At 68.7% G+C, this 25,465-nt stretch carries 29 protein-coding genes; 17 read left to right on the forward strand and 12 right to left on the reverse strand.

The features are described 5' to 3' along the window. Positions 1-38: 38 nt before the first annotated feature. Together AC3WOH_RS20050 and AC3WOH_RS20055 are read right to left on the reverse strand one after the other, a co-directional pair. Positions 39-539, reverse strand: coding sequence for an MFS transporter (locus AC3WOH_RS20050; RefSeq protein WP_492231085.1), 501 nt, complete (start codon positions 537-539; stop codon positions 39-41). A 236-nt stretch (positions 540-775) separates the two neighbouring features. Continuing rightward, positions 776-1,699 carry a LysR substrate-binding domain-containing protein gene (locus AC3WOH_RS20055; RefSeq protein WP_492231086.1) on the reverse strand — a complete coding sequence of 308 codons (924 nt, stop codon included), beginning with the start codon at positions 1,697-1,699 and terminating at the stop codon, positions 776-778. A 107-nt stretch (positions 1,700-1,806) separates the two neighbouring features. Between AC3WOH_RS20055 and AC3WOH_RS20060 the strand changes: the two genes are divergently transcribed. Next, the gene (locus AC3WOH_RS20060) at positions 1,807-3,039 is read left to right on the forward strand and encodes an MFS transporter (protein ID WP_492231087.1); all 1,233 of its coding nucleotides are present in this window, start codon (positions 1,807-1,809) and stop codon (positions 3,037-3,039) included. A gap of 1 nt (position 3,040) precedes the next feature. Here the strand turns inward: AC3WOH_RS20060 and AC3WOH_RS20065 are convergent, their stop codons facing one another. Next, positions 3,041-3,895 (reverse strand): pirin family protein, encoded by an 855-nt coding sequence (locus tag AC3WOH_RS20065; protein WP_492231088.1) that lies wholly within the window; start codon positions 3,893-3,895, stop codon positions 3,041-3,043. Further along, positions 3,892-4,479, reverse strand: a complete 588-nt coding sequence (locus AC3WOH_RS20070; RefSeq protein WP_492231089.1) for an NADPH-dependent FMN reductase — start codon at positions 4,477-4,479, stop codon at positions 3,892-3,894. Before AC3WOH_RS20070 ends, AC3WOH_RS20065 begins: the two co-directional genes overlap by 4 nt. Before the next feature lie 127 nt (positions 4,480-4,606). Between AC3WOH_RS20070 and AC3WOH_RS20075 the strand changes: the two genes are divergently transcribed. Beyond that, positions 4,607-5,551 carry a LysR family transcriptional regulator gene (locus AC3WOH_RS20075; protein ID WP_492231090.1) on the forward strand — a complete coding sequence of 315 codons (945 nt, stop codon included), beginning with the start codon at positions 4,607-4,609 and terminating at the stop codon, positions 5,549-5,551. A gap of 128 nt (positions 5,552-5,679) precedes the next feature. Here AC3WOH_RS20075 and AC3WOH_RS20080 read toward each other — a convergent pair whose 3' ends face one another. The 4 genes from AC3WOH_RS20080 to AC3WOH_RS20095 form a co-directional block, all read right to left on the reverse strand. Beyond that, positions 5,680-6,219, reverse strand: coding sequence for a tetratricopeptide repeat protein (locus AC3WOH_RS20080; protein WP_492231091.1), 540 nt, complete (start codon positions 6,217-6,219; stop codon positions 5,680-5,682). A 119-nt stretch (positions 6,220-6,338) separates the two neighbouring features. Next, positions 6,339-7,094 carry an anti-sigma factor gene (locus AC3WOH_RS20085; protein WP_492231092.1) on the reverse strand — a complete coding sequence of 252 codons (756 nt, stop codon included), beginning with the start codon at positions 7,092-7,094 and terminating at the stop codon, positions 6,339-6,341. Further along, positions 7,091-7,678 (reverse strand): sigma-70 family RNA polymerase sigma factor, encoded by a 588-nt coding sequence (locus AC3WOH_RS20090; protein WP_492231093.1) that lies wholly within the window; start codon positions 7,676-7,678, stop codon positions 7,091-7,093. The genes AC3WOH_RS20085 and AC3WOH_RS20090 overlap by 4 nt, the downstream gene beginning before the upstream one ends. 95 nt (positions 7,679-7,773) lie before the next feature. Further along, positions 7,774-8,166: a RidA family protein gene (locus tag AC3WOH_RS20095; protein WP_184856460.1), complete on the reverse strand. Its 393-nt coding sequence runs from the start codon at positions 8,164-8,166 to the stop codon at positions 7,774-7,776. A gap of 115 nt (positions 8,167-8,281) precedes the next feature. Here AC3WOH_RS20095 and AC3WOH_RS20100 point away from each other — a divergent pair, with 115 nt between their 5' ends. From AC3WOH_RS20100 to AC3WOH_RS20115, 4 genes are all read left to right on the forward strand, one after another. Next, positions 8,282-9,196, forward strand: a complete 915-nt coding sequence (locus tag AC3WOH_RS20100; RefSeq protein WP_492231094.1) for a LysR family transcriptional regulator — start codon at positions 8,282-8,284, stop codon at positions 9,194-9,196. A 155-nt stretch (positions 9,197-9,351) separates the two neighbouring features. Beyond that, positions 9,352-9,663: a hypothetical protein gene (locus AC3WOH_RS20105; protein WP_492231095.1), complete on the forward strand. Its 312-nt coding sequence runs from the start codon at positions 9,352-9,354 to the stop codon at positions 9,661-9,663. A gap of 41 nt (positions 9,664-9,704) precedes the next feature. Continuing rightward, positions 9,705-11,246, forward strand: a complete 1,542-nt coding sequence (locus tag AC3WOH_RS20110; protein WP_492231096.1) for a hypothetical protein — start codon at positions 9,705-9,707, stop codon at positions 11,244-11,246. Positions 11,247-11,409: 163 nt separating this feature from the next. Further along, a complete protein-coding gene (locus AC3WOH_RS20115) occupies positions 11,410-11,868 on the forward strand; it encodes a DUF6196 family protein (protein ID WP_492231097.1) in 459 nt (152 codons plus the stop codon). A 43-nt stretch (positions 11,869-11,911) separates the two neighbouring features. On the opposite strand, the gene AC3WOH_RS20120 is transcribed toward AC3WOH_RS20115, so the two are convergent. Together AC3WOH_RS20120 and AC3WOH_RS20125 are read right to left on the reverse strand one after the other, a co-directional pair. After that, complete coding sequence (locus AC3WOH_RS20120; protein WP_492231098.1) at positions 11,912-12,145, reverse strand: hypothetical protein; 234 nt, start codon at positions 12,143-12,145, stop codon at positions 11,912-11,914. Between the two features lie 235 nt (positions 12,146-12,380). Further along, positions 12,381-12,839, reverse strand: a complete 459-nt coding sequence (locus tag AC3WOH_RS20125; protein ID WP_492231099.1) for an Rrf2 family transcriptional regulator — start codon at positions 12,837-12,839, stop codon at positions 12,381-12,383. Positions 12,840-12,947: 108 nt separating this feature from the next. Here AC3WOH_RS20125 and AC3WOH_RS20130 point away from each other — a divergent pair, with 108 nt between their 5' ends. From AC3WOH_RS20130 to AC3WOH_RS20160, 7 genes are all read left to right on the forward strand, one after another. Next, positions 12,948-13,850, forward strand: a complete 903-nt coding sequence (locus AC3WOH_RS20130) for an NAD(P)/FAD-dependent oxidoreductase (RefSeq protein WP_492231100.1) — start codon at positions 12,948-12,950, stop codon at positions 13,848-13,850. A gap of 136 nt (positions 13,851-13,986) precedes the next feature. Continuing rightward, positions 13,987-14,442: a fasciclin domain-containing protein gene (locus AC3WOH_RS20135; RefSeq protein WP_492231101.1), complete on the forward strand. Its 456-nt coding sequence runs from the start codon at positions 13,987-13,989 to the stop codon at positions 14,440-14,442. Between the two features lie 122 nt (positions 14,443-14,564). Then, positions 14,565-15,503, forward strand: coding sequence for a fasciclin domain-containing protein (locus tag AC3WOH_RS20140; protein WP_492231102.1), 939 nt, complete (start codon positions 14,565-14,567; stop codon positions 15,501-15,503). Positions 15,504-15,587: 84 nt separating this feature from the next. Further along, a complete protein-coding gene (locus tag AC3WOH_RS20145; protein ID WP_492231103.1) occupies positions 15,588-16,169 on the forward strand; it encodes a lipocalin family protein in 582 nt (193 codons plus the stop codon). A gap of 58 nt (positions 16,170-16,227) precedes the next feature. Next, positions 16,228-16,380, forward strand: coding sequence for a DUF2256 domain-containing protein (locus AC3WOH_RS20150; protein WP_492231104.1), 153 nt, complete (start codon positions 16,228-16,230; stop codon positions 16,378-16,380). After that, positions 16,377-17,732 carry a DASH family cryptochrome gene (locus AC3WOH_RS20155; RefSeq protein ID WP_492231105.1) on the forward strand — a complete coding sequence of 452 codons (1,356 nt, stop codon included), beginning with the start codon at positions 16,377-16,379 and terminating at the stop codon, positions 17,730-17,732. Before AC3WOH_RS20150 ends, AC3WOH_RS20155 begins: the two co-directional genes overlap by 4 nt. After that, the gene (locus AC3WOH_RS20160; RefSeq protein WP_492231106.1) at positions 17,729-19,282 is read left to right on the forward strand and encodes a cryptochrome/photolyase family protein; all 1,554 of its coding nucleotides are present in this window, start codon (positions 17,729-17,731) and stop codon (positions 19,280-19,282) included. The genes AC3WOH_RS20155 and AC3WOH_RS20160 overlap by 4 nt, the downstream gene beginning before the upstream one ends. Before the next feature lie 11 nt (positions 19,283-19,293). Here AC3WOH_RS20160 and AC3WOH_RS20165 read toward each other — a convergent pair whose 3' ends face one another. Beyond that, positions 19,294-20,196, reverse strand: a complete 903-nt coding sequence (locus AC3WOH_RS20165; protein ID WP_492231107.1) for a LysR family transcriptional regulator — start codon at positions 20,194-20,196, stop codon at positions 19,294-19,296. A 121-nt stretch (positions 20,197-20,317) separates the two neighbouring features. On the opposite strand from AC3WOH_RS20165, the gene AC3WOH_RS20170 reads away from it, so the two are divergent. From AC3WOH_RS20170 to AC3WOH_RS20185, 4 genes are all read left to right on the forward strand, one after another. Beyond that, a complete protein-coding gene (locus tag AC3WOH_RS20170; protein ID WP_492231108.1) occupies positions 20,318-21,772 on the forward strand; it encodes an MFS transporter in 1,455 nt (484 codons plus the stop codon). 34 nt (positions 21,773-21,806) lie between these two features. Next, complete coding sequence (locus tag AC3WOH_RS20175; RefSeq protein ID WP_492231109.1) at positions 21,807-22,139, forward strand: hypothetical protein; 333 nt, start codon at positions 21,807-21,809, stop codon at positions 22,137-22,139. A gap of 92 nt (positions 22,140-22,231) precedes the next feature. Then, the gene (locus AC3WOH_RS20180; RefSeq protein ID WP_492231110.1) at positions 22,232-22,561 is read left to right on the forward strand and encodes a copper-binding protein; all 330 of its coding nucleotides are present in this window, start codon (positions 22,232-22,234) and stop codon (positions 22,559-22,561) included. 427 nt (positions 22,562-22,988) lie between these two features. After that, positions 22,989-24,080 carry a sensor domain-containing diguanylate cyclase gene (locus AC3WOH_RS20185; protein WP_492231111.1) on the forward strand — a complete coding sequence of 364 codons (1,092 nt, stop codon included), beginning with the start codon at positions 22,989-22,991 and terminating at the stop codon, positions 24,078-24,080. A 12-nt stretch (positions 24,081-24,092) separates the two neighbouring features. Here the strand turns inward: AC3WOH_RS20185 and AC3WOH_RS20190 are convergent, their stop codons facing one another. Then, the gene (locus AC3WOH_RS20190; RefSeq protein ID WP_492231112.1) at positions 24,093-25,409 is read right to left on the reverse strand and encodes a serine hydrolase domain-containing protein; all 1,317 of its coding nucleotides are present in this window, start codon (positions 25,407-25,409) and stop codon (positions 24,093-24,095) included. Positions 25,410-25,465 lie beyond the last annotated feature (56 nt).

The raw sequence follows: 25,465 nt of genomic DNA on the forward strand, positions 1-25,465 counted from the left end.
CTCCTTGCGTGTGCACATGCACACGCGGCGTCGCGCGCCTAGATTGGCACGCCGGCAAGGGCCTTCGCGACCCCGAAATCAGTGTGAACAGGCCCTATGTCGGGTATCGGCGAATAGACCACCGGGATCATCGCGAACTCCGTCACCCCCAGCACCGCGCGGGCCGAGAAGAACAGCGCGAAATTCGGCGCCAGCGCGCTCACCCCGGTGAGCACGGTCCACGCCGCGATCAGCCCCAGCAGCAGGTGCTTGCGCGGGTAGCGGTCTGCCAGCCGCGCCAGCGGCACGGCCAGGGCGCTGGCGATGAGGATGCCGGCCACGCCGTGCAGCGCGCCGATCACCGCGTCCCCCACGCCAAAGGCCTGCTGGATGGCGGGCGACAGCACGGCCTGCAGGCCGCGGTCGCTCATCTGCGTGCCGGCGGCCACGCCCAGAAACAGCACGCTCAGGATGCCGGCCCAGGGGACGGGGCCCCCGGTTCCGGCGGGTGCGGCTGCGCCGGTGCGCGGGTGGTCCAGGGTGGCTGGGGGGTGGCTCAATGCATGCCTTTTTGCTGCTGGCCCATGCCAGCATCAAGGCGTATTATTGCAAATCATTCGCATTTATGGGTTGAGGCAACGCGAAATCAAGTTTTCGCGATGGCGCGTGCCCTGGTTTGGGATGGGCTGCCAGGCGCAAAGCGCAGCCATAGCCAGTGCTATGGCGAGCATTTGCAACGACGCAGACCGCCCAAAGCGGGGCGCGCGGCGCGCTAGAGACTTGGTTTTGCGTTGCTTTAGTGGCCGCGTTCTGCTGCCCACAGCGCCTCGGGCGCGCGCATGGCCTCGGCCAGGTAGCCCACCATCGATGCGATGCGCCCCGATACGGCCGACTGCTTATAGTACACCGCGTTCACCGGCTTGGTCCGGGGAATGGCCAGCTGCGGCAGCACCTCCACCAGCCGGCCCTCGGCGATGTCCCGCGCGGTCATGAAGTCCGACAGGCAGGCAATGCCCATGCCCTTGATCGCCAGCTCGCGGATGGTCTCGCCATTGCACGACAGCAGCGTGGGCTCGATGCGCAGCAGGTTGCCATCGCTGCCCGGCAGCGGCCAGAGGTTCAGCACATCGGGCTGGGTGAAGCCGATCAGCTCGTGCGTGCGCTGCAGGGCATCGGCATCTTCGGGCGCACCGTGGAGCCCCAGGTAGCCGGGGCTGGCGACCAGGCGCACCCGGCTGTGGCCCAGCAGCCGGCTGTGCAGGGTCGAATCCTTGAGCTCGCCGATGCGGATGGCCAGGTCCACCCGGCGCTCCAGCAGGTCGATGAAGCCCTCGTTGCTGTGCAGCACCAGCTCCACCTCGGGGTGCTGGGCGCGGTAGGCCGGCATCAGCGGCACCAGCACATGCAGCATGAAGGGCGAGGCCGCATCCACATGCAGCGGGCCCGAGAGGCGGCCCCGGCGCTCCATGAGCCGGTCTTCGGCAATGCGCACCGACTCCATGATGCGCCGCGCATCCTTGGCAAAGCCGCAGCCCTCGTCCGTGAGGTGCAGGCGGCGCGTGGTGCGCTGCAGCAGAGTGGTCTGCAGCTTGTCCTCCAGCCGCGCCAGCAGCCGGCTGGTGGTGGAGACCGGCTGGCCCAGGTGCTCGGCCGCCGAGGTCAGCGAGCCCGTGTCCACCACCGCGAGGAACACCTCCACTTCTTCCAGCGTTGCTTTCATATTCCCAGTATTGCGAAAAGTATTTTCTTGATTGTCTACTTTACTGGGAAAGAGTGCTTTCGCACAATCGCTGCATCCGGGTAAACCCGCAAACCGATCTGATCCCCATGCACGCATCACCTTCCCCTGCATCCACCGAGTCCGCCGGGCCGACGACAGCCTCGTCCTCCTGGCCCCTGGCCGCACTCGCCGTCGGCGCCTTCGGCATCGGTACCACCGAGTTCGGCCCCATGGGCATGCTGCCCGACATCGCCAAAGGCGTGGACGTGTCCATCCCCTCGGCCGGCATGCTGGTGTCGGCCTATGCCATCGGCGTGACCCTGGGGGCGCCGCTCATGACGCTGCTGCTCGCCCGCTGGCCGCGGCGCCGGGCGCTGGTGCTGCTGATGGCCATCTTCACGCTCGGTAACCTGCTGTCGGCCCTGGCGCCCGGCTATGCCAGCCTGATGGTGGCGCGCATCGTCACCAGCCTCACGCACGGCGCCTTCTTCGGCATCGGTGCCGTGGTGGCCGCCAGCCTGGTGCCGCGCGACAAGCAGGCCAGCGCGGTGGCCACCATGTTCCTGGGGCTCACGCTGGCCAACATCGGCGGCGTGCCGGCGGCCACCTGGCTGTCCGACAGCGTGGGCTGGCGCGTGTCCTTCGCGGTGATCGCCACGCTCGGTGTGCTGACCATGGCCGCCGTTCGGCTGGCGCTGCCGCAGGGCCAGGCCCAGCAGGCGCCCATCGACGTGCGCGCCGAGCTGCGGGTGCTGCGCCGGCCGGTGGTTGTCTACGGGCTGCTGACCACGGTGCTGAGTTCGGCCGCGATGTTCGCGCTCTACACCTATGTCAACCCCATGCTCAAGGCCTTTGCGGGCGCCACGCCGGGCGAGATCACGGGCCTGCTCGCCCTGGTGGGCGTGGGCTTCACGGTGGGCAACACCGTGGGCGGCAAGCTGGCCGACCGCTCGGTCGACAAGACCCTGGTGGGCTTTCTGGTGGTGGTGGCCGCCAGCATGCTGGCCTTTCCGTGGCTGGCCAGCAGCAAGCTGGGCGCGGCCATCGCCCTGGTGGTGTGGGGCACGGCCGCCTTCGGCCTGGTGCCCCCGGTGCAGATGAAGGTGATGCGCGCAGCCGCCGAGGCGCCGGCGCTGGCCTCGTCGATCAACATCGGTGCCTTCAACCTGGGCAATGCCATCGGGGCGGCTGCGGGCGCCGTGGTGCTGGGCAGCGGCGGGGGCTACCACGCCGTCATGCTGGCGGGGGCCGGCCTGGCGGCCCTGGCGCTGGCCCTGGTGCTGTGGTCGGCGCGCAGCCCGACGGCTGCGCCCGCACGGCCAGTTGCCGAATGCGCTTGACCTAACCCAGCCGCCGCTCTTGCCGCAACTGCGCTCCGATGCGCCGGATTTCGGCTTCGCCCTGGTCCAGCGCCGCGCGGCTGGTGTGCACCGAGTAGCGGCCCATCACCAGTTCGTGCGGGTGCTTGGCGGCCGAGCCCAGCACAAAGTGCACATCGCCGCGGGCCGTGAAGTCGATGGCAGCCTCCGACTCCTCGAACACCGCGAGCTCACCTGTGCTGACCGGGCCGCCCGCATCCAGCGCGCCGGTGGCCACCGCCACCCAGGCCACGGTGTGGCCGGCGGGCGGCACATAGCGCCAGTGTTCACCATCGCGCAACTGCACGGCCAGGTAGGCCATGGGCGAGGGCGCCTCGATGGGGCTGCTCACCCCTTCATGGCTGCCCAGCAGCACGCGCGCCGGGCCGGCCTGAGGCACCTCGGGGGCCGCCAGGTACTGGCTGAGCGCGGGCGCATTCTCCAGCGCCGGGGGCAGCACCACCCACAGCTGAAAGCCCAGCGATGGCGCATCGCCCACGGGCGCGCCGGTGTGCCACACGCCATTGCCGGCACGCATCCATTCCACGCTGCCGGCGTGCAGCTCGCCGCTCTTGCCGGTCGTGTCCTCGTACGACAGGTCGCCTGCGATCAGGTAGGTCAGCGTGGCAATGCCCGAATGCGGGTGCATGCCAAAGCCGCGGAAGGCCTCGGGCGAGTCCGACGCGAACAGGTCCAGGAACACGAAGGGCTTGATCCACTCGCCCACATCGCCAGGGCTCACCAGCCGGGTGATGGGCCCGTGCATGCTGCCGCGCGTGCGGTAGGCAATGGCGCGGCTTGCCATGGCCACGGGGGCTTCTGCCAGTTCGACGCTCATACAGCCTCCCTTGCGGTCTTGAGGGCCCGGGCCCACCAGGCCATGTCGTCCAGCAGTCCCTTGGCCGACGGGGCCAGGTGCGGGTAGTCGGCGAAGGCCTTGCCCTTGCGCCACAGGCCCATGAACTCCACCATGCCGATGTGCACGGCATTGCGCACCGGCGCCATCTGCACCTCGGTGGCCACCAGGCGCAACTGCTCCACGGCGCGCGCCGCACCCACGCCGCCATAGCCCACAAAGCCGATGGGCTTGCGCGCGAACTCCTGGTAGGCATAGTCGAACGCGTTCTTGAGCACGGCGGTGGGGCCGTGGTTGTACTCGGCGGTGATTACCACCAGGCCATCGAGCGTGGCCAGCTTCTGCGCCCAGCGCTGCGCGGCCTCGTTCTTCACCGGCGCCCAGGCGGGCGACAGCGGCTCGTCGAAAAAGGGCATGGGGTAGTCGCGCAGGTCCAGCAGCTCCGCGGTCAGGTCGCTGCGCTCGCTGGCGATGCCGTGGATCCACTGCGCCGGCTTGTCGGCAAAGCGGCCCTCGCGCGTGGAGCCGATCACGAGGCCGATGTGGGGCAATTTCGAAATTGTCATAGGTGCTTTCCTTCCTGGTGGTTCGTGAAGGGGCAACGCGCCCCCATGCCATGGAGGTGAGGGTGCACCCCATTGATTGACTAGATGGCACAATGGGATTGAACTCATCCATTTTTGGTGTGAATACATGGCTTCCGACACCGCCGCCACCGCCGCGCTCGACCTCAACGACATCGCCCTGTTCGTGCAGGTGGTGCGCAGCGGCAGCTTCGCCGAGGCGGCACGCCGCCTGGGCCAGCCGCCCAACACCGTGAGCCGGCGCGTGCAGCAGCTCGAGGCGCAGCTGGGCACCCGGCTGCTGCAGCGCTCCACACGCAAGCTCACCCTCACCAGTGCGGGCCAGGCCTTCCACGAGCGCTGCGCGGGCGCGGTCGATGGCCTGCTGGAGGCCGGGCAGGAGCTGCGCCTGGGCAGCGACGAGCCCACTGGCTCCGTGCGCGTGGCGGTGCCGGCGGATTTCTTCGATTTCTTTCCCATGGAGTGGATCGCCGGCTTTCTGGCTGCGCACCCGCGTGTGCGGCTCGATTTCGTGCTCAGCGACGCGCGCTCGGACCTGATCGCCGAGCGCATCGACGTGGCCTTTCGCGGCGGCGAGGTGGGCGACTCGGGCTATGTGGGCCGCCAGCTGTTCGGCGCCCGGGGCGACGGCCTGGTGGCCAGCCCGGCCTACCTGGCCGTGCGCGGTGTGCCCGCCACGCTGGCCGATCTGGCCGCGCACGATGCCATCATGGCCAGCCATGCGGGCAGCACCGGCACCTGGCGTCTGGCCGGGCCCGATGGCAGCCTGCACGAGGTGGCCGCCACCGGCCGCTTTGGCGCCAACACCGCCCAGGCCCTGCGCCGCGCCGCCGTGGCGGGTCTGGGCATTGCGCTGCTGCCGGCCGGCATGGCGCGGCTCGATCTGCAGGCCGGCATGCTCGTGCAGGTGCTGCCCCAGTACCAGCGCAAGGGCCAGGGCCTCACCGTGCTCTACCCCAGCCGCAGGCACCTGCCGCGGGCCGTGTCGGCCTTCATCGCGCTGGTGGTGGACAAGCTCGGCGAGCTGGAGGGCACGCCCGAAGGGCGGTGCTGACGATACAGGCTACTTGGAGCGGATAACAAAGCTCAGCGAAGCGGTTCTGGCTAGGCGCTGCGTCGCAGGCAGTACGGGTAGTACGACAAGACGCGGCAACGACGCCAGAAGAGTTTTGTTAGCCGCTCTCACCAGTTCGACGGCACGTACTTGTTGCCCGCTGCCTTATAGCGCTCGATCGCTGCCTGCAGCTGCGCCTGCTGCTGGCAGCCACTGGGGCCGCACTCGCTTCCCAGGGTGGCCAGGCGCGCCTGCGCCTTGTCGAGATCGCCCTTCATCAGGTACAGCTCGCCCGAGTATTCGAGCGCATTGCGGTGGCGCGGGTCGATGCGCAGGGCCTCGTCGTAGTGCCGCTCGGCGGCGGCCAGGTCCGGCGCCTTGCTGTTGCGCAGCGTGTAGCCCATGAGGTTGTGCCAGTCGGCGCTGCCGGTGTCGTTGATGCGCCGGAGCTCGTCGAGCGCCGCCGGCCATTGCAGCGACCGCGTCAGGTAGCGCGCCTGGGCCAGCTTGTCCGCAGCCGGGGCGGGTGCTGGAGCCCCGGCAGGCGTTGCGGAGCGGGCCGGGAACACCGGCGGGTGGTCGGCAGCGTGCGCCGCCTGGGCGAGCAGCAGCGCCAGCATGGTGGCGGACAGGGCGGGCAAGAGCCGTGTGCTTGGGGTGGTGGTCATGGCGTTCTTCCTTCATTCAGAGGGCGGTGAAACAAAAAGGGCACCGAAGCTACTTACGGTCGGCCAGGCCAGACGGATCCCCGGGATGCCGATCTTTTTTTTGTGGCGCGCCGCCGGCCTCACCAGACCTTGACGCAATGCCCGATGAGCGCGAACGGCCCCGAGGGCGCCCCCCCGGCCTGCACCGGCGCGGGCTCGAAACTCACGGCCAGTTGCGACACCGTGAAGAACAGCTTTTCTGACGTGTCGGGCAGGGCGATGCGGGCCGAGCCGCTGGCGGGCACCACGCCCACCGCCACGGGGGCGCTGCCATCCTCGGGCAGGGCCCACAGCTGGGCCACCTGGCCGGCGGGCACGGCCAGCGGCTGCAGCAGCTTCACCGTGAGCTGGCGCCCCTGGCGGCGCGAACTGGCCACCAGCGTGGGCTTGCCGCCGGCATCGAGCAGCAAGCCCACGTAGCTGGCGGGCAGCGCATCGGCGCGGGGCTCCAGGCCCAGCAGGCCGGGCGCCACGCGCACCAGCAGCGCGCACAGCAGCAGGCCAGCCAGTGCGCCGCTGAGCGTGCGCCCCGACAGCAGGCGCCGCAGGGCCTGCAGCAGCCGCTGCCAGGCCGATGCGGTCGCTGTCGCTTGCGCTGGAAGGGGCGCCCCGAACAGGCGCTGCTCGATCCGGTGCCAGGTGGCCGCGGGCGGCTGCCGGGGCACGGTGGCCAGGTCCAGCACCGCCAGGCGCTGGCGCCAGGCATCGACGGCCTGCACCGCCGCGGGCGACGACTGCAGCACGCGCTCGAAGCGGCGCCGCGCAGGGCCGGCCAGCGTGCCCAGCGCGTACTCGCGGGCCAGCCGGTCCAGGCGTTCAGGCAACAGGTAGTTCATGGCTGCGTCACCCCCACCGCCTCCAGGCAGGCCCTGAGCTGCTCCAGCCCGCGCCGCACCCAGCCCTTGGCCGTGCCCAGCGGGGCATTGAGCACCTGGGCAATCTCGGTGTGCACCATGCCGCGGTAGTAGGCCAGCGCCAACGCCTGGCGCTGCGCGGCCGGCAGCGTGCCCATGCAGCCGGCGATCTTCGCCTTCACCAGGCTGTCGTCCAGCAGCTGCTGGGGCTCGTGGGCGGCATCGGCGGCCAGGCCGTCCCGGGCGTCCAGGGCCTCGTCGCCCAGGTCGCTGGTCAGCGCCAGCTCGGCCTTGCGTGCGCGCAGGGCGTCGATGGCCTTGTTGCGCACGATGTTGATCATCCAGGTCATCGGCGCGCCCGCGCCGGGCCGGTAGGCCGCCGCGTTGTGCCAGATGTTCACGTAGGCCTCTTGCAGCACATCGTCTGCCCAGTTCTCATTCCTCAATATACGCAAGGCCACGGAAAACAGACTTCCGCAGGTGGCCTGGTACAGGGATTGGAAGGCCGCGCGGTCCTGCAAGGCGACGCGCACCATCAGTTCGGGCAAGGGGGGGTCAGAGGCCATGGCTTGGGCGGAGGTTGCCCGGATGTTACTGCCCCTGCGGGTCACCGTGCCGCGATCCGCAGGCTGCCTCCGCCCGCCCGGGCCTCAGGGCCCGTTCAACCAGGAATCCGCGCAATCACCTTGATCTCGAAATCGAAGCCCGCCAGCCAGTTCACGCCCACGGCCGTCCAGTTGGGGTAGGGCGCGGCCGGGAAGATGTCGTTCTTCACGGCCATCATGGTCTCGAACTGGTTTTGCGGATCGGTGTGGAAGGTGGTCACGTCCACGATGTCGTCCAGCGTGCAGCCGCCGGCCTTGAGGGTGGCCTGCAGGTTGGCGAAGGCCAGGCGCACCTGGGCCTCGAAATCGGGCTCGGGCGAGCCATCGCCGCGGCTGCCGACCTGACCGGAGACGAACAGCAGGTCGCCCGACTGGATGGCAGCCGAGTAGCGGTGGTTGGCATACAGGTCGTGGCGGTCGGCGGGAAAAACGGGTTTGCGTTGGCTCATTGGGGGCTCCATGGGTTGGTTGATGGAGCGACTGTAGGCCGGTACATTGTTTGGATAAAGCCACCACCTCCTGCATCACTGTTTGTAAAATGCGGACAATCAGGAGGGCCACTCGATGGACAGGTTTGACGGCATGCGTGCCTTTGTGCGGGTGGTCGAGTCGGGCAGCTTCACCCGGGCGGCCGACAACCTGGGCTTAAGCCGCACCACCGTGACCCAGCTGGTGCAGCAGCTGGAGGAGCGCCTGCAGCTCAAGCTCTTGCACCGCACCACGCGCCGGGTCAACGTCACCAACGATGGCGTGGTGTACTACGAGCGCGTGGTGCGCCTGCTGGCCGAGCTCGACGACATCGAAGGCAACCTGCCCGGCGCTCCCACGGTGCCGCGCGGCCTGCTGCGCGTGGACGTGCCCAGCCCGCTGGCCAACATCATCCTGGTGCCGGCGCTGCCGGCGTTTTATGCGCGCTACCCCGACATCCAGCTCGACATGGGCGCCAGCGACCGCAAGGTCGACCTGATCGGCGACAACGTCGACTGCGTGGTGCGCGGCGGCAGCATCAAAGACGAGGGCCTGGTCGCGCGCCATGTGGGCGACCTGCAGCTGGGCGTGTATGCCGCGCCGGCCTACCTGGCCCAGGCGGGAACGCCCCGCCACCCCGATGAACTGCGCGACCCACGCCATCGCATCGTGCGCTACCGCTGGGACGGTGACCTGCCTTACACCATGCGCAGGGGCCGCGAGACGGCCAAGGTCGGCGGGCGCTACGCGCTCGCCATCGACGACGGCAACGCCTACCTCACCGCCGGCTTGTCCGGCCTGGGCGCCCTGTGGCTGCCCCACTACATGGCCGCAAAGCACGTCGCCAGCGGTGCGCTGGTGCCGCTGTTCACGGACTGGCGCATCGATGCCATGCCGCTCCATGTGGCCTACCCGCCCAACCGTTATGTGAGCAAGCAGCTGCGCGTGTTCATCGACTGGGTGGTGGAGCTGATGGCGGTGCATGCGCCGCGCCAGGCGCCGCTGGACTGACGCGGATGGACCTTGAGAGCGGCCGACAAAACTTAGCGAAACGGTTCTGGCGACGGCTGCGGCTCCCGGCGGTGGACGCTTTGTCCAGCGTCGGGCCATCTGCAAGCCTTAGACTTTCACCCTCCAGACAATTCACTAAACCGAAGCCGCAAGCCATGGGGTATGAATACATTGCTGCGCTGCCCAGCGGGATGCAGGGCAGCGTCGAGCAGGTCGTGGGTGAGCTGCTGGGGCAGTTTCCCCTCAGTGCAGAGTACCAGGCCGGGCAGGCGGTTGCCGCATTCCAGTGGTCGGCGGTGCCTGCGGGCACGAACGGCTGGCCCTTTCTTTCGCTGCACTTTGCGCCACGTGAGGTGCTAGCCATCTTCCACGGAGGCCCCGGAGCGCGCGGGCTTGAGGTGTTGCATGCCCTCACAGCCATTGTGTCCGCACAAGTGGATGAGCCCGTGGTGTTTGAAGAGGCGTGAGCCCCCGAGTACCTGTCTTGAATGAACACCAGAAATTTTCCATGCCGAAACCGACCGACGCCCCGCCCAGCCCCGAAGAACTTGCCGCACTGGAGGCCCTGTTCAAGGGCATGGATGCCCACTTCAGCGAAAGCGGCGAGCGCCGCCGCTTCATGCAATCGGCCAGCGGCCTGAACCAAAGCGACCAGATCCTTTTGCAGTCCGTGCTGGCCGGCAAACTCGCGCACGACGCCGCGCTCGCGGGTGCGGCGGCGGCGCACAGCCCGCTGCGCTTGGCCAACGCGCTGCTGGAGCTCGAAACCAAGGTCAGGAAGAGCAAGGACAAGGTCCTGCTGGACTTCATCTTTGCCCTGCTGCAATCCGGTCGCGTGGCCGAAGGCTTGAACCGGACCTGGTTCTTCGCCTGGGAGCTGTCGCTGGTGCTGAACAAGCAGCTCACGCCCGAGCAGGTGCGCTTCATCTGGCTGAGCCGCAAGGACCACTATGCCAAGGAACTGGTGCCCGACTCCGCCCGCGTGCTCGCCAAACACCCCCAGTGCCCGCCCGATGTGCTCGAAGCCCTGCTGCCCGTGGACGACGCCATGCTGCGCAAGACCATCGCCATGCACCCCAACGCTTCGGCAGAGATCACGCGCTTCTTCCTGAACAGCCCGCGCAAGCCCGAGCGCCTGAACCTGGCCCTGTCGCGCCATGCGGCCAGCGAGACGCTGCTCAGCCTGCTGCGCGACAAGCATGACGAGGTGAGCCTCGCGTCAAAGAAGAACCTGGCGCAGCGCTTTCCAGCGCTGCAAGTCACCGATGGCGCCATCCAGGCCGCCATCGAAAAGAACATCGCCAAGCCCCATGCCAAGCCGGCAGCCCCCAAGGCTGCCTTCGACCCCCGTGCCGCTACCAAGGCTGGCCCTGAAAGCGTGCTGGCGCTCGACAGCGCCCAGCGCAAGCGCGTGGCAGACGCGAGCACCGACCCCGAACTGCTGCGCCTGCTGGCAGCCGACAGCAGCAAGGCCGTGCGCAGGGCGGTGGCCAGGAAAACCAGCACTGCGCCGGACGTGCTCCAGGCGCTGGCGCGGGACCCCGATACCGAAACCTCGAACAACGCGGTGCGAACGATCGTCTGGTCATCGCCCGACGCCACGGCCGAAGACCTGCTCAGCCCCGAAGCCCTGGACGCCGCGCACCGCGACCTCGCCCAGCACGTGGCGCAGAACAGCCGCCAGTCGGACTACGAAGAGGCTTTCAGTACCCAGCAGAAGCAGGACTTCGCCCGCGCACTGTTCGTGGCAGAACACACCCGCAACCCGCTGATCCAGCTGATGCTGGTCAAGGACCTGGATGCAATTCCGCCCGTGCACACCATGCGCTGGGATCTGCTCAAGGCCGTTGCGGGCAACCGGCATCTGAGCGAGGCGGTGTGCCGGAAGATCGTGGCGGGGCTGGGGTTTGGGGGCTTCGATCCCATCCAGCGCTGCAACAGCGCGGCCTTGCTGCGCGAGTGGCTGGTGCCGGGGGCGGTGCAGGCGCATTACCGGTCGACAGTGGAGGCGCGGCTGGCCGAGCTGGAGGCCAAGGGCGTGGCTGAGTAGGCCGCATTCATCGGCACGCTGCCATGCCGTTCTGACCGAAGACCGCAGGGTGAATGCACGCCATTTACCGGCATGTGCCAGGGCAATCCCGCACGGCGTGGGCAGAGAACGCCAGGTGCATGGATCATCACGGCGAACTTCACACTTGTCCGGTGGCACTCCGATGGTCGATATTTCGCGCGAATCAACGGAACAGACAGATCAGCGGCTGCGGCGCGTCATTTCGCAGGCGCGGCTGCAGATTTATTCCGGCACCTGGGCTTTCCAGGAGTTTCCTCTGGATGGGTTTGCCCAGTCGGCGCGCAGCGACGCGCTGGCGCTGGTGCGCGACGACGCCGTCTGGAGTCAACTCGTTCCCAGCGACGATGCGGCCAGCGACCTCTTCGGGGTCTTCCGTTTCCATTTCCCTGCAGGTGCCGACAACAGTGGCTTTGTGGGCTGGCTCGCCACGCATCTCAAGCGCCGTTTCGGAACGGGCGTCTTCGTCACTTGTGGGCAGAACTCCGCAGACGGCGGCATCTTTGATTACTGGGGTGTCCCGGCAGTGCTGGCGGAGGCGGTCTTCGCTGAGGTGCGGGCTCTGGTGCAAGCCCGCACAGCCTCTCTTTCCCACGCGTGCTGAAGCGGTTCGCCGAGCGAACGGTGGCTGCCAAGCCATCGGCACATCACCAATCGGTCGAACGGCTGCCCGCGCCGCGCTGTTGCTGGCAGATGTTGGTTCCCGTCTGGGTCAGCTTCAGCTTGCCCCCAAACCATTCCAGCCAGCAGAGGCTGACGAGGTCTTCAATGGCTGCCTCGCTGATTTCACTGGCGCGCCTGGCCCGCAAAAGGTCTGCAATGAACGGCAGCTCCAGGCGAAGTGCCTCCTGTCGAGCCAGGGAAAGCGGCAAAGGGACCATGGACTCTTTCGTCAGTTGCAATGGAATGCCCGGATGCCTGTCGGGACCAGATCCCCATCTTGGCTTATTTCCGGGGTTTTCAGAGGCCTGCCCAAAGAAATAAATTTCGCTTGCGCCCTGACTTGGGATGCACGGGGCTCGAAGGCCGCAGGCCCGCCCTGGGATCTGCAGGAATTTGCGCCAGCAAGGTCCAAACCCGGGCACTACCGAACAGGCCGGGGCTGTGCAGGCACCCTCAATGTCCCACAGGCCCATGCCCCATCCACCCCTTGGCCATGCACTCGGCATCGAACTGCTTTGCCAGATCTGCCAGCGCAATCGAGCCCAGCCGTTCAATCAGCAATGCTTCCGCCTGGCGCAAGGCATCGTCCAGTGCCGCATTGACCACGCGCTCCACTGCGCACTCGGGGTTGTCGCTGCCATTGCCGATGGCAAACAGGTGCGGCCCGCCCACGGCGTGGTGGATGTCGAGCAGCGTCACCTGCGCCAGGTCGCAGGCAATCGTCCAGCCGCCGCCGTGGCCTTTTTCTGACCGCACATAACCCGCCTCGCGCAGGCCCGCCATCGTGCGGCGCACCACCACGGGGTTGGTGCCCAGCATGGTGGCGATCTGCTCGGAGGTGAAGGGCGCGTCGTGCCGCGCCATGTGCAGCAGCACGTGGAGCATCCTGGACAAACGGCTGTCACTGCGCATGGAGATCCTGGTCGTGTTGTGGTCTTGAATCATTGTAAGTTGCATGAGATGTGATCCTGTTCTATCATGAAACTTCAAAAGTATCGTGAATCAAGAAAGGAACCCGACATGCACTACGACGCCATCGTGATCGGCGGCAGCTATGCCGGCCTGGCCGCTGCCACCCAACTGGCGCGGGCGCGCCGGCGCGTGCTGGTGGTGGACGCCGGCCAGCGCCGCAACCGCTTTGCCACCCACTCGCACGGTTTTCTCACGCAGGACGGCACGCCCGCCGCCGACATCGCCGCCCGGGGGCGCGAGCAGCTCATGGCCTACCCGACCGTGGAGTGGCGCCACGGCCAGGTGACTGCGGCCAGGCAGGCAGGGCAGGGCTTTCGCATCGAGGTCGATGGCGCTGGCGAGAAGCAAGAGGCCATCGAGGCGCGCCGCCTGGTGCTGGCCACTGGCGTCATCGACCACCTGCCCGAGGTGCCTGGCCTGGCCGAGCGCTGGGGGCGCCATGTCTTCCACTGCCCCTACTGCCATGGCTACGAGCTCAACCAGGGCCGGCTGGGCGCCCTGGGCGTATCGCCCTTGTCCATGCATGTCGCGCTGATGCTGCCCGATTGGGGCCGGGCCACCTTCTTCCTGAACGGTGCCTTCGAGCCCGATGCGGAGCAACTGGCCCAGCTGCAGGCGCGCGGCGTGGCGCTGGAGCGCGGGCTCATCGACCGCATCGAGGGTGCCATGGACATCGTGATGCGCGACGGACGTGTGATTGCGCAGGACGGCCTGTTCACCCTGAGCCGCGTCGAGGTGGTCAGCCCGGTGGCCGCGCAGCTGGGCTGCGAGTTTGAGGACGGGCCCCTGGGCCGCACCATCAAAACCGATTTCATGAAGGCCACGACTGTGCCCGGTGTGTACGCCTGCGGAGATGCGGCACGCCAGGGCGGCTCGCTGCCGTTGGCGGTGGGCGACGGCACGATGGCGGGCGCAGCCGCGCACCAGTCCTTGGTCTTTGGACGCCATTGAGCGTGCGAATTGTGTCGGATTGAAACCAATTGGTTTTATAAAAACTGATTGGTAGAAATAAAAACCAATCGGTCATACAATGATTTTGCGCCCATCTTGGCGTGTGAGTTCCATCCCCACATGGAGGACTGAAATCATGAAGAAGACCCTGGTTGCCTTGGCCCTTACCGCAGGAGCCGCCTTCAGCGCAATGGCGCAGGACATCGTCGACACCGCCGTGAAGGCCGGCAACTTCAAGACCCTGGTCGCAGCCGTGCAGGCCGCGGGCCTGGTGGACACGCTCAAGGGCCCCGGCCCGTTCACCGTGTTTGCGCCCACCGATGAAGCGTTTGCCAAGATCCCCAAGGCCACGCTCGACGGCCTGCTCAAGGACAAGGCGGCGCTCACCAAGGTGCTCACCTACCACGTGGTGCCCGGCAAGGTCATGGCCAAGGACGTCAAGGCCGGCAAGGTCAAGACCGTGCAAGGCCAGGAGATCACCGTGGCCACCAGCGCAGGCGTGATGGTCGACCAGTCCAAGGTCATCGCCACCGACGTCGCCGCCAGCAACGGCGTCATCCATGCCATCGACACGGTGCTGATGCCCAAGTAAGCGGCATGCCATGTGTGTGCGCCCGGCCGAGCGAAGGCCCGGGTCGCCGCCTGTCGAAAGGGGGCTTGTCGGGCAGGTCCCCTGTCTTTTCATCCACTGTCTGACAGCGAGGAGACATTCCCATGAACACCGCATTCAACCGCCGTACCGTCCTTCTGGCCGCCGCCCTGGGGGCCAGCACCACCGTGCTCCAGGCCTGCGGGGGCAGCGACGACGAAGCACAGCGCAACATCGTCGAGCTGGCGCAGAACACCCCGGAGCTGAGCATCCTGGTCGAGGCCGTGGTGGCAGCGGGGCTGGCGCCCACGCTGAGCACGGGCAGCCTCACCGTCTTTGCCCCCACCAATGCAGCCTTTGCCGCGCTGCTGGCCGAGTTGGGCCTGAGCAAGGAGGCGTTGCTGGCCAACAAACCCCTGCTCACGGCCGTGCTCACCTACCACGTGCTCGGAAGCCGGGTGGTGCGTGCCGACGTGCCCCTGGGCAAGGCCATCACCCCGGTGTCGGGCGGCTTCTTCAAGATCGAGTCTGCCAACGGCCTCAAGATCACCGATGGTCGCAACCGCGTCACCAGCATCACCAGTACCGACATCCAGGCCAGCAACGGCGTGGTGCACCTGGTGGACCGCGTGCTGCTGCCGGCCGACAAGGACATTGTGGCCACCGCCATGGCCGTGCCCGACTTCAGCATCCTGGTCGAGGCGGTCGCTGCGGCCGGCCTAGTGGCCACGCTGAAAGGCCCTGGCCCGTTCACCGTGTTCGCCCCCACCAATGCCGCGTTTGCGGCCTTGCTGGCCGAGCTGGGCCTGGCCAAGGAGGCGCTGCTGGCCGACACCGCATTGCTGACCCGCGTGCTCACCTACCATGTGGTACCGGCACGGGTGCTGAAAGCCGAGGTGCCCGTCAACACGGCCATTGCCACCGTGCAGGGCCAGGGCTTCACGGTCAACCCCAGCCTCGTGATCACCGACCAGAGCCTGCGCACCAGCCGCATCGTCGCCACCGATGTCTTTGCCAGCAATGGCGTGGTGCACACGGTGGACCGGGTGCTTTTGCCCAAGTAGGCTGCACGCATCCTCTGCGCAGTTCCCCAGGAGTCTCGCCCGTCGGGCTTTTGGGGGCGCAACGGTTTTTTGACTTCATCGCCCATGCCCACCACCGCATCCTCCTGGCTTCGCCGCGCCGCACTGGCCTTGCTGGCCTCCATGGCACTGGCCATGGCCGCCTGCTCATCCACTGCCCCGCCGAGCGGCATCACCCCCGTCACGCCATTTGACCTGGCACGCTACGAGGGCCGCTGGTACGAGGTAGCCCGGCTCGACCATTCCTTCGAGCGCGGCATGACGGACGTGAGCGCAACCTACCAGCGCCAGGCGGACGGCAGCGTGCGCGTGACCAACCGGGGCTTTGACACCACCAAGGGCAGCCAGGGCGGCGAATGGCGCCAGGCCGTGGGCAAGGCCTTGTTCACGGGCGATGCGCAGACCGCCTCGCTCAAGGTGTCATTCTTCGGACCTTTCTACGGCGGCTACCACGTCGCCGCGCTCGATGCCGAGTACCGCTGGGCTCTGGTGGTGGGGCCTGATCGCAGCTACTGCTGGATCCTGTCGCGCAGCAAGCAGCTGGAGCCGGGTGTGCGCAAGCAGCTTGTTGCGCGCGCCCGTGCGCTGGGCATCGACACCCAGGCGCTGATCTGGGTGAGCCAGCAACGCACCGACCCCCAGCCATGAAGGCCACGGCATCCTCCAGGCAGCATGGCTGTGTGTTGGCGTGAGCCTGACTGCCCCCATGCGCAAGAAGCACGAACTGCCGCAAAAGACCTGCCTGCACTGCGGCCGGCCCTTCACCTGGCGCAAGAAGTGGGAGAAGGTGTGGGACGCGGTGAAATACTGCTCCGACCGCTGCCGCAGCGAGCGCAGGCGCGCCGCGGCCACGCCATGACCGCCGCCCATACCGCGCTGTTCTGGTTCCGCCGCGATTTGCGCCTGCACGACCAGCGCGCGCTGGCCGCCGCCCTGGGCAGCGGCGCCACCCACCTGGTGACCGTGCACTGTCAGCCCCCGTCCGAGGAGGCCACCCCCTGGGGCTTTGCCCGCAAAGGCTTGCACCGCCAGGCCTTCGAAGGCGCCGCACTGCGCGGCCTGGCAGCTGGCATGGCCCGGCTGGGCAACCCGCTGCGGCAGTGCCAGGGCCTGCCTGCGGCCGTGCTGCCCGCGCTGGTCCGCGCCCTGGGCGCCACCACCGTGGTGTGTGAAGAAATTGCCGCCCCCGAGGAGCAGGCCGAGGTGGCCTCCCTGCGCGCCGCTGGCCTGCAGGTGCAGACCGTGTGGCAGAGCAGCCTGTTGCAGCCCTGCGATCTGCCCTGGCCCGTGGGCGACCTGCCTGGCGTATTCACCACCTTCCGCCAGGCCGTGGAGCAGGCCGGCATCCAGCCGCTGCAGCCCCTGTCGGCACCCGTGGCCTTGTTGCCGCCGCCTCCCGCGCTGACCGATGCGGTGTGGCAGGAGGTCTTGCACGCCGCCGGTGCCACAGGCGCGGTACCAGGCCCGGGCGGGCTGGCAGGGGAGGTGGTGGGCGATGGCGCAGGCTGCGACCTGCGCTCTTCCTTCCCCTACGGCACGCCCGCCTTCGATGGCGGCGAAGCCGCCGCGCTGGCCCATGTACAGCAGTACCTGGCCAGCGGGCTCCCCCACACCTACAAGTCCACCCGCAACGGGCTCACGGGCTTGGGCTATTCCAGCAAGCTCTCGCCCTGGCTGGCCACGGGCGCGCTCTCGGCCCGGCATGCCATGGCCGCGCTGCGCCGGTTCGAGGCCGAGCACGGCGCCAACGAGGGCACCTACTGGCTCTGGTTCGAGCTGCTGTGGCGCGACTATTTTCGGCTGCTGCACCTGCAGCGCGGGCGCACCCTGTACCGTGCGCGCGGCCTCTCGGCACAGCCGCTGCCGCCCCACAACACGGCCGGCTTCGCGCGCTGGTGCGCTGGCGATACGGGCGAGCCGCTGGTGGATGCCGCCCTGCGCGAGCTGGTTGCTACAGGCTACTTGAGCAACCGCCTGCGCCAGGTGGCGGCCAGCTACCTGATCCACGAGCTGCAGGGCGACTGGCGCGCGGGCGCCGCCTGGTTCGAGTCGCAACTGGTGGACTACGACCCGTACAGCAACCAGGGCAACTGGCTCTACATCGCCGGGCGCGGCACCGACCCGCGCGGCGGCCGCCGCTTCAACCCCGCCAGGCAGGCGCAAGAGCACGATGCCGACGGCAGCTACCGCCGCCTGTGGGGCACGGCGTGAGCCAACGCCAGCCCGCACCGGCCCACACCCTGCGCCTGGTGCTGGGCGACCAGCTCAACCCCGAGCACAGCTGGTTTGCCACGCGCGATGCCGGCGTGGTCTATGTGCTGATGGAGGTGCGGCAAGAGACCGACTACGTGCTGCACCACGCGCAGAAGATCCTTGCCATCTTCGCCGCCATGCGCGACCTGGCGCGCCACCTGCGCAGCGCCGGCCACCGCGTGCGCTACGTGGCCATCGACGACGCCAGCAACCGCCAGTCCGTGCCCGGCAACCTGGCCGCGCTCATGGCGCACTACGGCGCGCAGCGGCTTCAGTACCAGCACCCCGACGAGTGGCGGCTCGATGCGCAGCTGCGCCACTGGTGTGCAGAGCAGCCTTTTGCCACCCAGGCCGTGGGCAGCGAGCACTTCTACACCAGCCGCAGCGAGGTGGCCGAGGTGTTTTCAGGCCGCAAGCAGTGGCTCATGGAGCACTTCTACCGCCGCATGCGCCACCGGCATGGCGTGCTGGTGGACGAGGCCGGCGAGCCCGAAGGCGGCCAGTGGAACTACGACCACGACAACCGCAAGCCCTGGCCCGGCACCCCGGCCACGCCGCCCGATGTGCGGCCTGTTCACGACCACAGCGCCCTGTGGGCCACCATCATGGCCGCCGGCGTGAAGAGCTTTGGCAAGCCGCAGGCCGCGCAACTGCGCTGGCCGCTGAACCGGGCCGAGGCCGTGGCCGCGCTCGACCACTTCATCGCCACCACGCTACCGCACTTTGGCACGTACGAAGACGCCATGAGCACGCGCAGCCCGCACCTGTTCCACTCGCTGCTGTCGTTCGCCCTCAACACCAAGATGCTGCACCCGCGCGAGGTGGTGCAGCGGGCCCAGGCCGCGTGGCAGGCCGGTGCCGCGCCGTTGGCGGCGGTGGAGGGTTTCATCCGCCAGATCCTGGGCTGGCGCGAATACGTGCGCGGCATCTACTGGGCCCATATGCCCGGCTATGACGCACGCAATGCCCTGGGCCACACCGCGCCGCTGCCGCAATGGTTCTGGAGCGGCGACACCCGCATGCGCTGCCTGCAGCATGCGGTGGGGCAGTCGCTCGGCGGCGCCTACGCCCACCATATCCAGCGCCTCATGGTCATCGGCAACTTCGCCCTGCTGGCCGGGCTGGACCCTGCGGCTGTGCACCGTTGGTACCTGGGCGTCTACATCGACGCCTTTGAATGGGTGGAATTGCCCAATACGGTCGGCATGAGCCAGTTTGCCGACGGAGGCTTGCTGGCCACCAAGCCCTATGTGAGCAGCGCCGCCTACATCGACCGCATGGGAGACTACTGCAAGGGCTGCCACTACGACAAGAAGCTGAAAGTGGGTGAGCGCGCCTGCCCCTACAACGCCTTGTACTGGGACTTCTTTGCCCACCATGAAGCCGCGCTGGGCGGCAACTCTCGCCTGGGCATGGTGTACCGCCAGTTGAAGAAGATGCAGGGCCCGCAGCTGCAGGCCCTGCGCGGGCATGTCAGCCACCTGCGCAGCAGGCTGGACACGCTGTAATGCGCTGCGCTTCAGAGAGGTGAAGCGCCCCCGCACACCTTCAGCACCACACCCCGCAGCCACCGGTGCACCGGGTCCGCGTGCAGGCGCGGGTGCCACAGCAGCGACACGGTGATGGGCGGCACCGCTACGGGCAGGGCAAAGCTGTGCAGGCCTGTGCGCAGGCCGGCGGTGTGGCGCTCGGGCACGGTGGCGATCAGGTCGGTGGCGCGGGCCAGGGCCAGCGCCGTGGCAAAGCCGCCCACGGTGGTGGCGATGTCGCGCGCCAGGCCCAGCGGGTCCATCACCTGCTCGATAGGGCCTTGCTCCAGCCCGCGCCGCGATACGGCGATGTGCCGGCCGGCGGTGTAGCGCCTGGTCGTCACACGGGCAGCAGCCAAGGGGTGGCCCGCGCGCACCACGCCCACAAAGCGGTCGCGGAACAGGGCCTGCACGCGCACCTCGGGGCCCATGGCAGGGCTGAGCACGCCGGTCTCCAGGTCCACCGCGCCATCGCGCAGCGGGGTGCTGTCCTTGTCGGTCTTTTGCACGAAGCGCAGGCGCACCCCCGGCGCCTCGGCCGCCACGCGTTCGATCAACGCGGGGCCGAAGGTCTCCACAAAGCCATCGCTGGTGCGCAGGGTGAATGTGCGCTCGACCTGCGCCAGGTCCGGTGCCTGGGCCGGGCGCAGCACGGCCTCGGTGTCGTGCACCAGCTGGCCCACGCGCTCGCGCAGCTCCAGCGCGCGCGGCGTGGGCACCAGGCCGCGGCCGGCGCGCACCAGGAGCGGGTCGCCCGTGGTCTCGCGCAGGCGCGAGAGCGCCCGGCTCATGGCCGAGGGGCTCAGGTGCAGGCGCCTGGCGGCGCGTGCCACATTGCCTTCGGTCAGCAGCACATCCAGGGTGACGAGCAGGTTCAGGTCGGGTCGGGACATGGGAGCCCATTGTGTTCTGGAATGGCGTTGACTGCACTGATTCAATGCAAATGCTGCGCCTTCCGCCATGGCTGGCAAATGCCTACGCTCGGTGCATCGATCCCATTCCAGCCGCTGCACCATGAATACCGCCTCCCTTTCCGCTCCCGGCGCACCGCGTGCCGTACTCGCCAGCCTGGGCCTCGCCACGCTGCTGGCCTCGCTGGGCACCAGCGTTGCCAATGTGGGCCTGCCCACGCTGGCGCAGGCGTTTGATGCCAGCTTCCAGCAGGTGCAGTGGGTGGTGCTGGCCTACCTGCTGGCCACCACCACGGCCGTGGTCGGGGTGGGGCGGCTGGGCGATGTGCTGGGGCGCCGGCGCCTGCTGCTGGCGGGGCTGGCGTTGTTCACCGGCGCATCGCTGCTGTGCGCGCTGGCCCCATCGCTGCCCTGGCTGGTGGCGGCACGCGCACTGCAGGGCCTGGGCGCCGCGGTGATGATGGCGTTGGCCATGGCCCTGGTGGCCGATGCCGTGCCCGCCGAACGCACGGGCAGTGCCATGGGCCTTTTGGGCACCTTGTCGGCCGTGGGCACGGCACTGGGGCCCACGCTGGGCGGGGTGCTGATCGCGGGTTGGGGCTGGCCGGCGCTGTTTGCCGTGAACCTGCCGCTAGGCGTGGCGGCCTGGTGGATGGCGCGCCGCAGCCTGCCGGCAGACAGCGCCCGTGCAGAGGTTAAGCGCCCGCGTTTCGACATCGCCGGCGCGCTGCTGCTGGCGGCCACACTGGCTGCCTATGCCCTGGCGATGACGCTGGGGCGCGGCCACTTTGGTCTGCTCAATGGCGCGCTGCTGGCTGCAGCCCTGGTGGGCCTGGTGCTGTTCATCCATCTGCAGCGCGGGGCCGGGCGGCGCGGTGTGGCCGCGCTGGTGCCTCTGTCCCTGTTCCAGCGCCCGGCACTGGGCGCGGGCTTTGCGATGGGCGCGCTGGTCACCACCGTGGTCATGGCCACGCTGGTGGTGGGCCCGTTCTACCTGGCGGGGGCGCTGGGGCTGGCGCCGGCCCAGGTGGGGCTGGCCATGTCATGCGGGCCGCTGGTCTCGGCCCTGGCGGGCGTGCCCGCCGGGCGCCTGGTGGACCGGCTGGGCAGCGGGCGCACCGTGGTGGCGGGGTTGGCGGCCATGACCGCCGGTGCGGTGCTGATGGTGCTGCTGCCCGTGCTGTGGCCGGCCGCAGGGGTGGCCGGCTATGTGGGCCCGCTGGTGGTCGTCACTGCGGGGTACGCGCTGTTCCAGGCGGCCAACAATACGGCGGTGATGGCTGGTGCGGGTGCGCAGCGCGGCGTGGTGTCGGGCCTGCTCAACCTCTCGCGCAATCTGGGCCTGGTCACCGGCGCATCGGCCATGGGCGCCGTGTTTGCCTGGGGGGCGGGCGGGCAGGGCGGCGCCATGGTGCAGTCCGGCGCGGTGCTGACCGGGCTGCAGGCCACGTTTGGTGTGGCTGCGCTGTTGGTGCTGGGGGCGCTGGGCATTGCCCTGGTGCCTGCGCGTTCACGCCGAAAGCTTGAAGGGGTGGAGGAACCTTGCACCACGCGATGAGTCTGGTAGCGTGCATACTTCTCAGCACCTGCCCATGACCGCCATCCAACGCCTTCCTGTTCTGGCCCTTGCCGCCCTGGCCTGCAGTTCCTCCATGGCCGCCGAAAACCTGTCGGGCTGCCTTGCGGTAGGGCCCGGGCGCTTCGACCTGCGCACCGCGCCAGACCAGATCCATTTTGTGGAGGTGAACCGTGCGGTGATGGCGCAGATCAAAACTCTCCAGGGCGATGTGCCCCTGCTGGTCACGCCGGTACAGGTCAAGGCATCCCTGCGTACCCATGCCCAGGCCGGCCCCGCCGGCAAGTACGGGTCCATCGCCAAGATCACGGAGTTGGCGGTGTCGGGCGATCGATCCCTGTGCCCTTGAATGGGCATTGCCCGCTTGGTGAATGGACATTGCCCGCTTGGGCAAGGGCGGTGGTGTGGGGTATGCTTTTGCGCATGACGACCACCCAGCCCATGACAACGCTCCGCTCCTTGGCCGCCGCAGCGGCGCTGCTGTGCTGCATGCCGGTGGCCGCCCTGGCCCAGGCGGCCGCTGCCGACCCTGCCGCCTCTGTCTACACCCATGGCGAGTTCCGCGCCATCTCGCAGGAGCCGGGCAGCCGCGACACGTTCGCGCACATCAAGGTGGCGCCGGGCGTCAAGATCCCGTTTTCCACCATCACCTACCGCGTGCGCGACGCGGCGCTGCTCAAGGGCCTGCAGCCCGGTACGCGCGTGGAGTTCCGCGCCGAGCGGGTGGAGGGCGAGAACGTGCTGGTGGCCATCCGGCCGCACCAGCCGTAGGCGGTCTTTCTGTGGCCCGATAGCAATGGTCCGTAAGCGGCGCAGAGAAGCAGGCGGTCAGGAGAGAACGGCTTCGTTCCTGCAGAGGCTCGTTGCACGCATTCCACCGGGTTGGCTGGTGGCGATGGTCTTCTGTGGCTTGATCGGTTCCTTCGTGCTGGTCATGGGTTTGCTCAGGGGGCTTGCCCCAGGGCCATTCAGCCAGGTCGAGGAATGCCGCCAACAGTGTCTGCCCCGCAAGGGCCAGCTCGAAAACGACAAGGACTACCCGATGTCGACAGGAGGCCGATACCGCCAGCTCTGCCGCTGTGTCTGGTGAGCAGACGTCGGCCGTTAGAGGGGATTCCCGATGTAGCGGCATGGCCCGTGCGCCAATAATGCAGGCAACCAACCACCCGCGAACTACGCAGCCAGCTCTCCCCACGCCATGGACCTCGCGCTTGCCCCCCCGCCGGACGATGTCAGCATCCACACCGCGTTGTCCGATCCGCGGCGCTTGGAAGCCGTGCAGCGCACGGGCCTGCTCGACAGTGCGCCCGAGGAGACCTTCGACCGCCTCACCCGCCTGGCCTCGCGGCTGACCGGCGCGCCGGTGGTGTTTGTCTCGCTGCTCGACCGGGGGCGCGACTTCCACATGAGCACGGCCCTGGGCCCCGGCGTGGCCACGCCCGGCGGCAGCCGAGACCAGATGGGCCGCACCTTCTGCCACTATGTGGCCACGACCCGGCAGCCCCTGGTGATCGAAGACGCCAGCCTGCTGCCCGTGTTCCGCGACCTGCCGGGCGTCAAGGCCGGGCGCGTGCGCGCCTATGCCGGCATGCCGCTGCTCACGGAAGATGGCGACGCCCTGGGCACCTTCTGCGCGCTTGACTTCTCGCCCCGGCACTGGACCGAACAGGACATCGACGTGCTCACCGAGCTGGGCCAGTCCGCCCTGCGCGAGATCCGCCTGCGCATCGCCCTGCAGCAGGCCGCCAGCATCAACCTGCAGCTGGTCGAGCAGATCCAGCGCGTGGACGAGCTCAACATGAGGCTTGAAGAGCTGGCCACCACCGACCCCCTGACCGGCCTGCGCAACCGCCGCGCCTTCGACGCCCACATGGCGCAGGAGCTGGCCATCGTGCAGCGCCGCGGAACGCCGCTGAGCCTGCTCATGCTGGACGTGGACCATTTCAAGCGCGTGAACGACACTCTGGGCCACGATGGCGGTGACCGCGTGCTGCAGGCCATTGCCGGCCATATGAAGGCCTGCGCCCGCACCGTGGACGTGGTGGCCCGCGTGGGCGGCGAAGAGTTCGCCGTCATCCTGCCCAGCACCGGCGAGGCCGGGGCCCACGAGGTGGGCGAGCGCATCCGCAAGATGGTGGAAGCCGGCCCCTGGCCCGAGATGCCCGTGACCATCAGCGTGGGCACTGCCACCCTGGTAGAGGGCGAGGATGCCGAGCGCCTCTACGGCCGGGCCGATGCTGCGCTGTACGCCGCCAAGCAGGCCGGGCGCAACCGGGTGCAGCAGGGGTGATGCCGAAGGGCCTTATTGCGCCGGTGATTTGAGCTGGGCCAGCACCGCCTGCGCCAGGGCCATGACCCCATCGTCGGTGCGCAGCGCGCTTTCATGCGCGGCGGCCCGTTGCCCGGCGGTGCTGGCCCGGGGGCGGTTGTCCGGGTAGGCGCCGAACTGGGCGATGCTCAGTTCATTGTGGGGGTCGATGTAGAGGCGTTGCCCGTAGCGGCCCAGGGCCATGACCACGCCGGGCGTGCGCACCGGATGCCACCAGAAGTTGGCATAGCCGGTGCCACCGGCACCCGCGCGGCCGGCGCTTGCGAGCAACTGCTGGTTGGTGGCCGGTGGCGTGGCCAGCACCTTGTCCAGCGCCTCGGGCGCCAGCACCTGGCGGCCCGCAACCCGCCCTTTCAGGCGGATCAGCTCGGCAAAGCGCGCTGCGTCGCGCAAGGTGCTGGCCATGCCGCCCGCGGAGAAGGCCAGCCCGGTGGCGTCCACCACGTAGCGGCCCGGCGCTTGCGCGCCCATGGGGCGCCACAGGCGCTGGGAAACGAGTTCGGCCAGTGGCTGCCCGCTGACCCGGCTGAGGGCCAGGGCCACGGCCTCGGTCGATCCGTTCTGGTAATAGAAGGCGCTGCCATGCGGCTCCTGCGCCTGCCCCACGGTGTTCAGGAAATCGAGGATGGTGCCCGGCATGCCCTCGCGCCGGGGTAGCAGACCCACGGCGGTGAACAGGCCGATATCCGGCGGCACGCCCTTCTGGTAGGTCAGGGCCACCTGCATGTCCAGGTTCTGCTGCACCGTGGCCTTGCCGAACGGGGTATCGCGCAGCTCCGGCACATAGCGGCCCAGCTCGGCGCCCAGGTCGATCTTGTGCTCCGAGGCGAGCTGCGCGGCCAGCACGCCCACCACCGACTTGGCCATCGACGCCCAGCCATGCGTGTCCGAAGCCTTCATGCCGTTGAAGTACTGCTCGTACACGACCTGGCCACGGTGCATGATGAGCAGGCCCTCCACGAAGTTCTCCGCCAGGTACTGCCCGAAGGTGGCCTGGGTTCCGTCGGGCAAGCGCAACTGTGCGGCCTGCGGCGCTGACGGCGAGGATGCGCCCGGCGCCCGAGGCGACGCGGGCAAGGGGCCGGGCGCCGCGGCGGGAGCAATCGGGGTGGTGGGTGCGCCCGAGCCTGCGTTGCGCAGGCTCTGGCTCACACCCTGGGACTGGGCCCAGTCCGGTCCTGTGCCCTGGTCGCCCGTGGCCGCAAAGGCACTGGCGCTCAAGGCGATGAGGGCGGCAGATACGAGGTGGGCGCGCCGAAGGGGGAGTGGGTTGCGGGGCAGGTGCGTCATGGTCAGGGAAATGCGGGAGGAGGGGGAAGTGCGGCAGGGCCTCGAGGCCAGGCCGA

This window comes from Acidovorax sp. FW305-C-20-28, from assembly GCF_058783375.1.

Bases quoted from the DNA above. Each gene is read 5' to 3' on its own strand.
- AC3WOH_RS20085 (WP_492231092.1), bottom strand. From the start codon at position 7,094: ATGAACTACCTGTTGCCTGAACGCCTGGACCGGCTGGCCCGCGAGTAC.
- AC3WOH_RS20190 (WP_492231112.1), bottom strand. From the start codon at position 25,409: ATGACGCACCTGCCCCGCAACCCACTCCCCCTTCGGCGCGCCCACCTC.
- AC3WOH_RS20110 (WP_492231096.1), top strand. From the start codon at position 9,705: ATGCCGAAACCGACCGACGCCCCGCCCAGCCCCGAAGAACTTGCCGCA.
- AC3WOH_RS20075 (WP_492231090.1), top strand. From the start codon at position 4,607: ATGGCTTCCGACACCGCCGCCACCGCCGCGCTCGACCTCAACGACATC.
- AC3WOH_RS20175 (WP_492231109.1), top strand. From the start codon at position 21,807: ATGACCGCCATCCAACGCCTTCCTGTTCTGGCCCTTGCCGCCCTGGCC.
- AC3WOH_RS20115 (WP_492231097.1), top strand. From the start codon at position 11,410: ATGGTCGATATTTCGCGCGAATCAACGGAACAGACAGATCAGCGGCTG.
- AC3WOH_RS20135 (WP_492231101.1), top strand. From the start codon at position 13,987: ATGAAGAAGACCCTGGTTGCCTTGGCCCTTACCGCAGGAGCCGCCTTC.
- AC3WOH_RS20130 (WP_492231100.1), top strand. From the start codon at position 12,948: ATGCACTACGACGCCATCGTGATCGGCGGCAGCTATGCCGGCCTGGCC.
- AC3WOH_RS20060 (WP_492231087.1), top strand. From the start codon at position 1,807: ATGCACGCATCACCTTCCCCTGCATCCACCGAGTCCGCCGGGCCGACG.
- AC3WOH_RS20055 (WP_492231086.1), bottom strand. From the start codon at position 1,699: ATGAAAGCAACGCTGGAAGAAGTGGAGGTGTTCCTCGCGGTGGTGGAC.
- AC3WOH_RS20185 (WP_492231111.1), top strand. From the start codon at position 22,989: ATGGACCTCGCGCTTGCCCCCCCGCCGGACGATGTCAGCATCCACACC.
- AC3WOH_RS20065 (WP_492231088.1), bottom strand. From the start codon at position 3,895: ATGAGCGTCGAACTGGCAGAAGCCCCCGTGGCCATGGCAAGCCGCGCC.
- AC3WOH_RS20125 (WP_492231099.1), bottom strand. From the start codon at position 12,839: ATGCGCAGTGACAGCCGTTTGTCCAGGATGCTCCACGTGCTGCTGCAC.
- AC3WOH_RS20165 (WP_492231107.1), bottom strand. From the start codon at position 20,196: ATGTCCCGACCCGACCTGAACCTGCTCGTCACCCTGGATGTGCTGCTG.
- AC3WOH_RS20140 (WP_492231102.1), top strand. From the start codon at position 14,565: ATGAACACCGCATTCAACCGCCGTACCGTCCTTCTGGCCGCCGCCCTG.
- AC3WOH_RS20095 (WP_184856460.1), bottom strand. From the start codon at position 8,166: ATGAGCCAACGCAAACCCGTTTTTCCCGCCGACCGCCACGACCTGTAT.
- AC3WOH_RS20180 (WP_492231110.1), top strand. From the start codon at position 22,232: ATGACAACGCTCCGCTCCTTGGCCGCCGCAGCGGCGCTGCTGTGCTGC.
- AC3WOH_RS20155 (WP_492231105.1), top strand. From the start codon at position 16,377: ATGACCGCCGCCCATACCGCGCTGTTCTGGTTCCGCCGCGATTTGCGC.
- AC3WOH_RS20100 (WP_492231094.1), top strand. From the start codon at position 8,282: ATGGACAGGTTTGACGGCATGCGTGCCTTTGTGCGGGTGGTCGAGTCG.
- AC3WOH_RS20090 (WP_492231093.1), bottom strand. From the start codon at position 7,678: ATGGCCTCTGACCCCCCCTTGCCCGAACTGATGGTGCGCGTCGCCTTG.
- AC3WOH_RS20080 (WP_492231091.1), bottom strand. From the start codon at position 6,219: ATGACCACCACCCCAAGCACACGGCTCTTGCCCGCCCTGTCCGCCACC.
- AC3WOH_RS20150 (WP_492231104.1), top strand. From the start codon at position 16,228: ATGCGCAAGAAGCACGAACTGCCGCAAAAGACCTGCCTGCACTGCGGC.
- AC3WOH_RS20070 (WP_492231089.1), bottom strand. From the start codon at position 4,479: ATGACAATTTCGAAATTGCCCCACATCGGCCTCGTGATCGGCTCCACG.
- AC3WOH_RS20120 (WP_492231098.1), bottom strand. From the start codon at position 12,145: ATGGTCCCTTTGCCGCTTTCCCTGGCTCGACAGGAGGCACTTCGCCTG.
- AC3WOH_RS20145 (WP_492231103.1), top strand. From the start codon at position 15,588: ATGCCCACCACCGCATCCTCCTGGCTTCGCCGCGCCGCACTGGCCTTG.
- AC3WOH_RS20170 (WP_492231108.1), top strand. From the start codon at position 20,318: ATGAATACCGCCTCCCTTTCCGCTCCCGGCGCACCGCGTGCCGTACTC.
- AC3WOH_RS20105 (WP_492231095.1), top strand. From the start codon at position 9,352: ATGGGGTATGAATACATTGCTGCGCTGCCCAGCGGGATGCAGGGCAGC.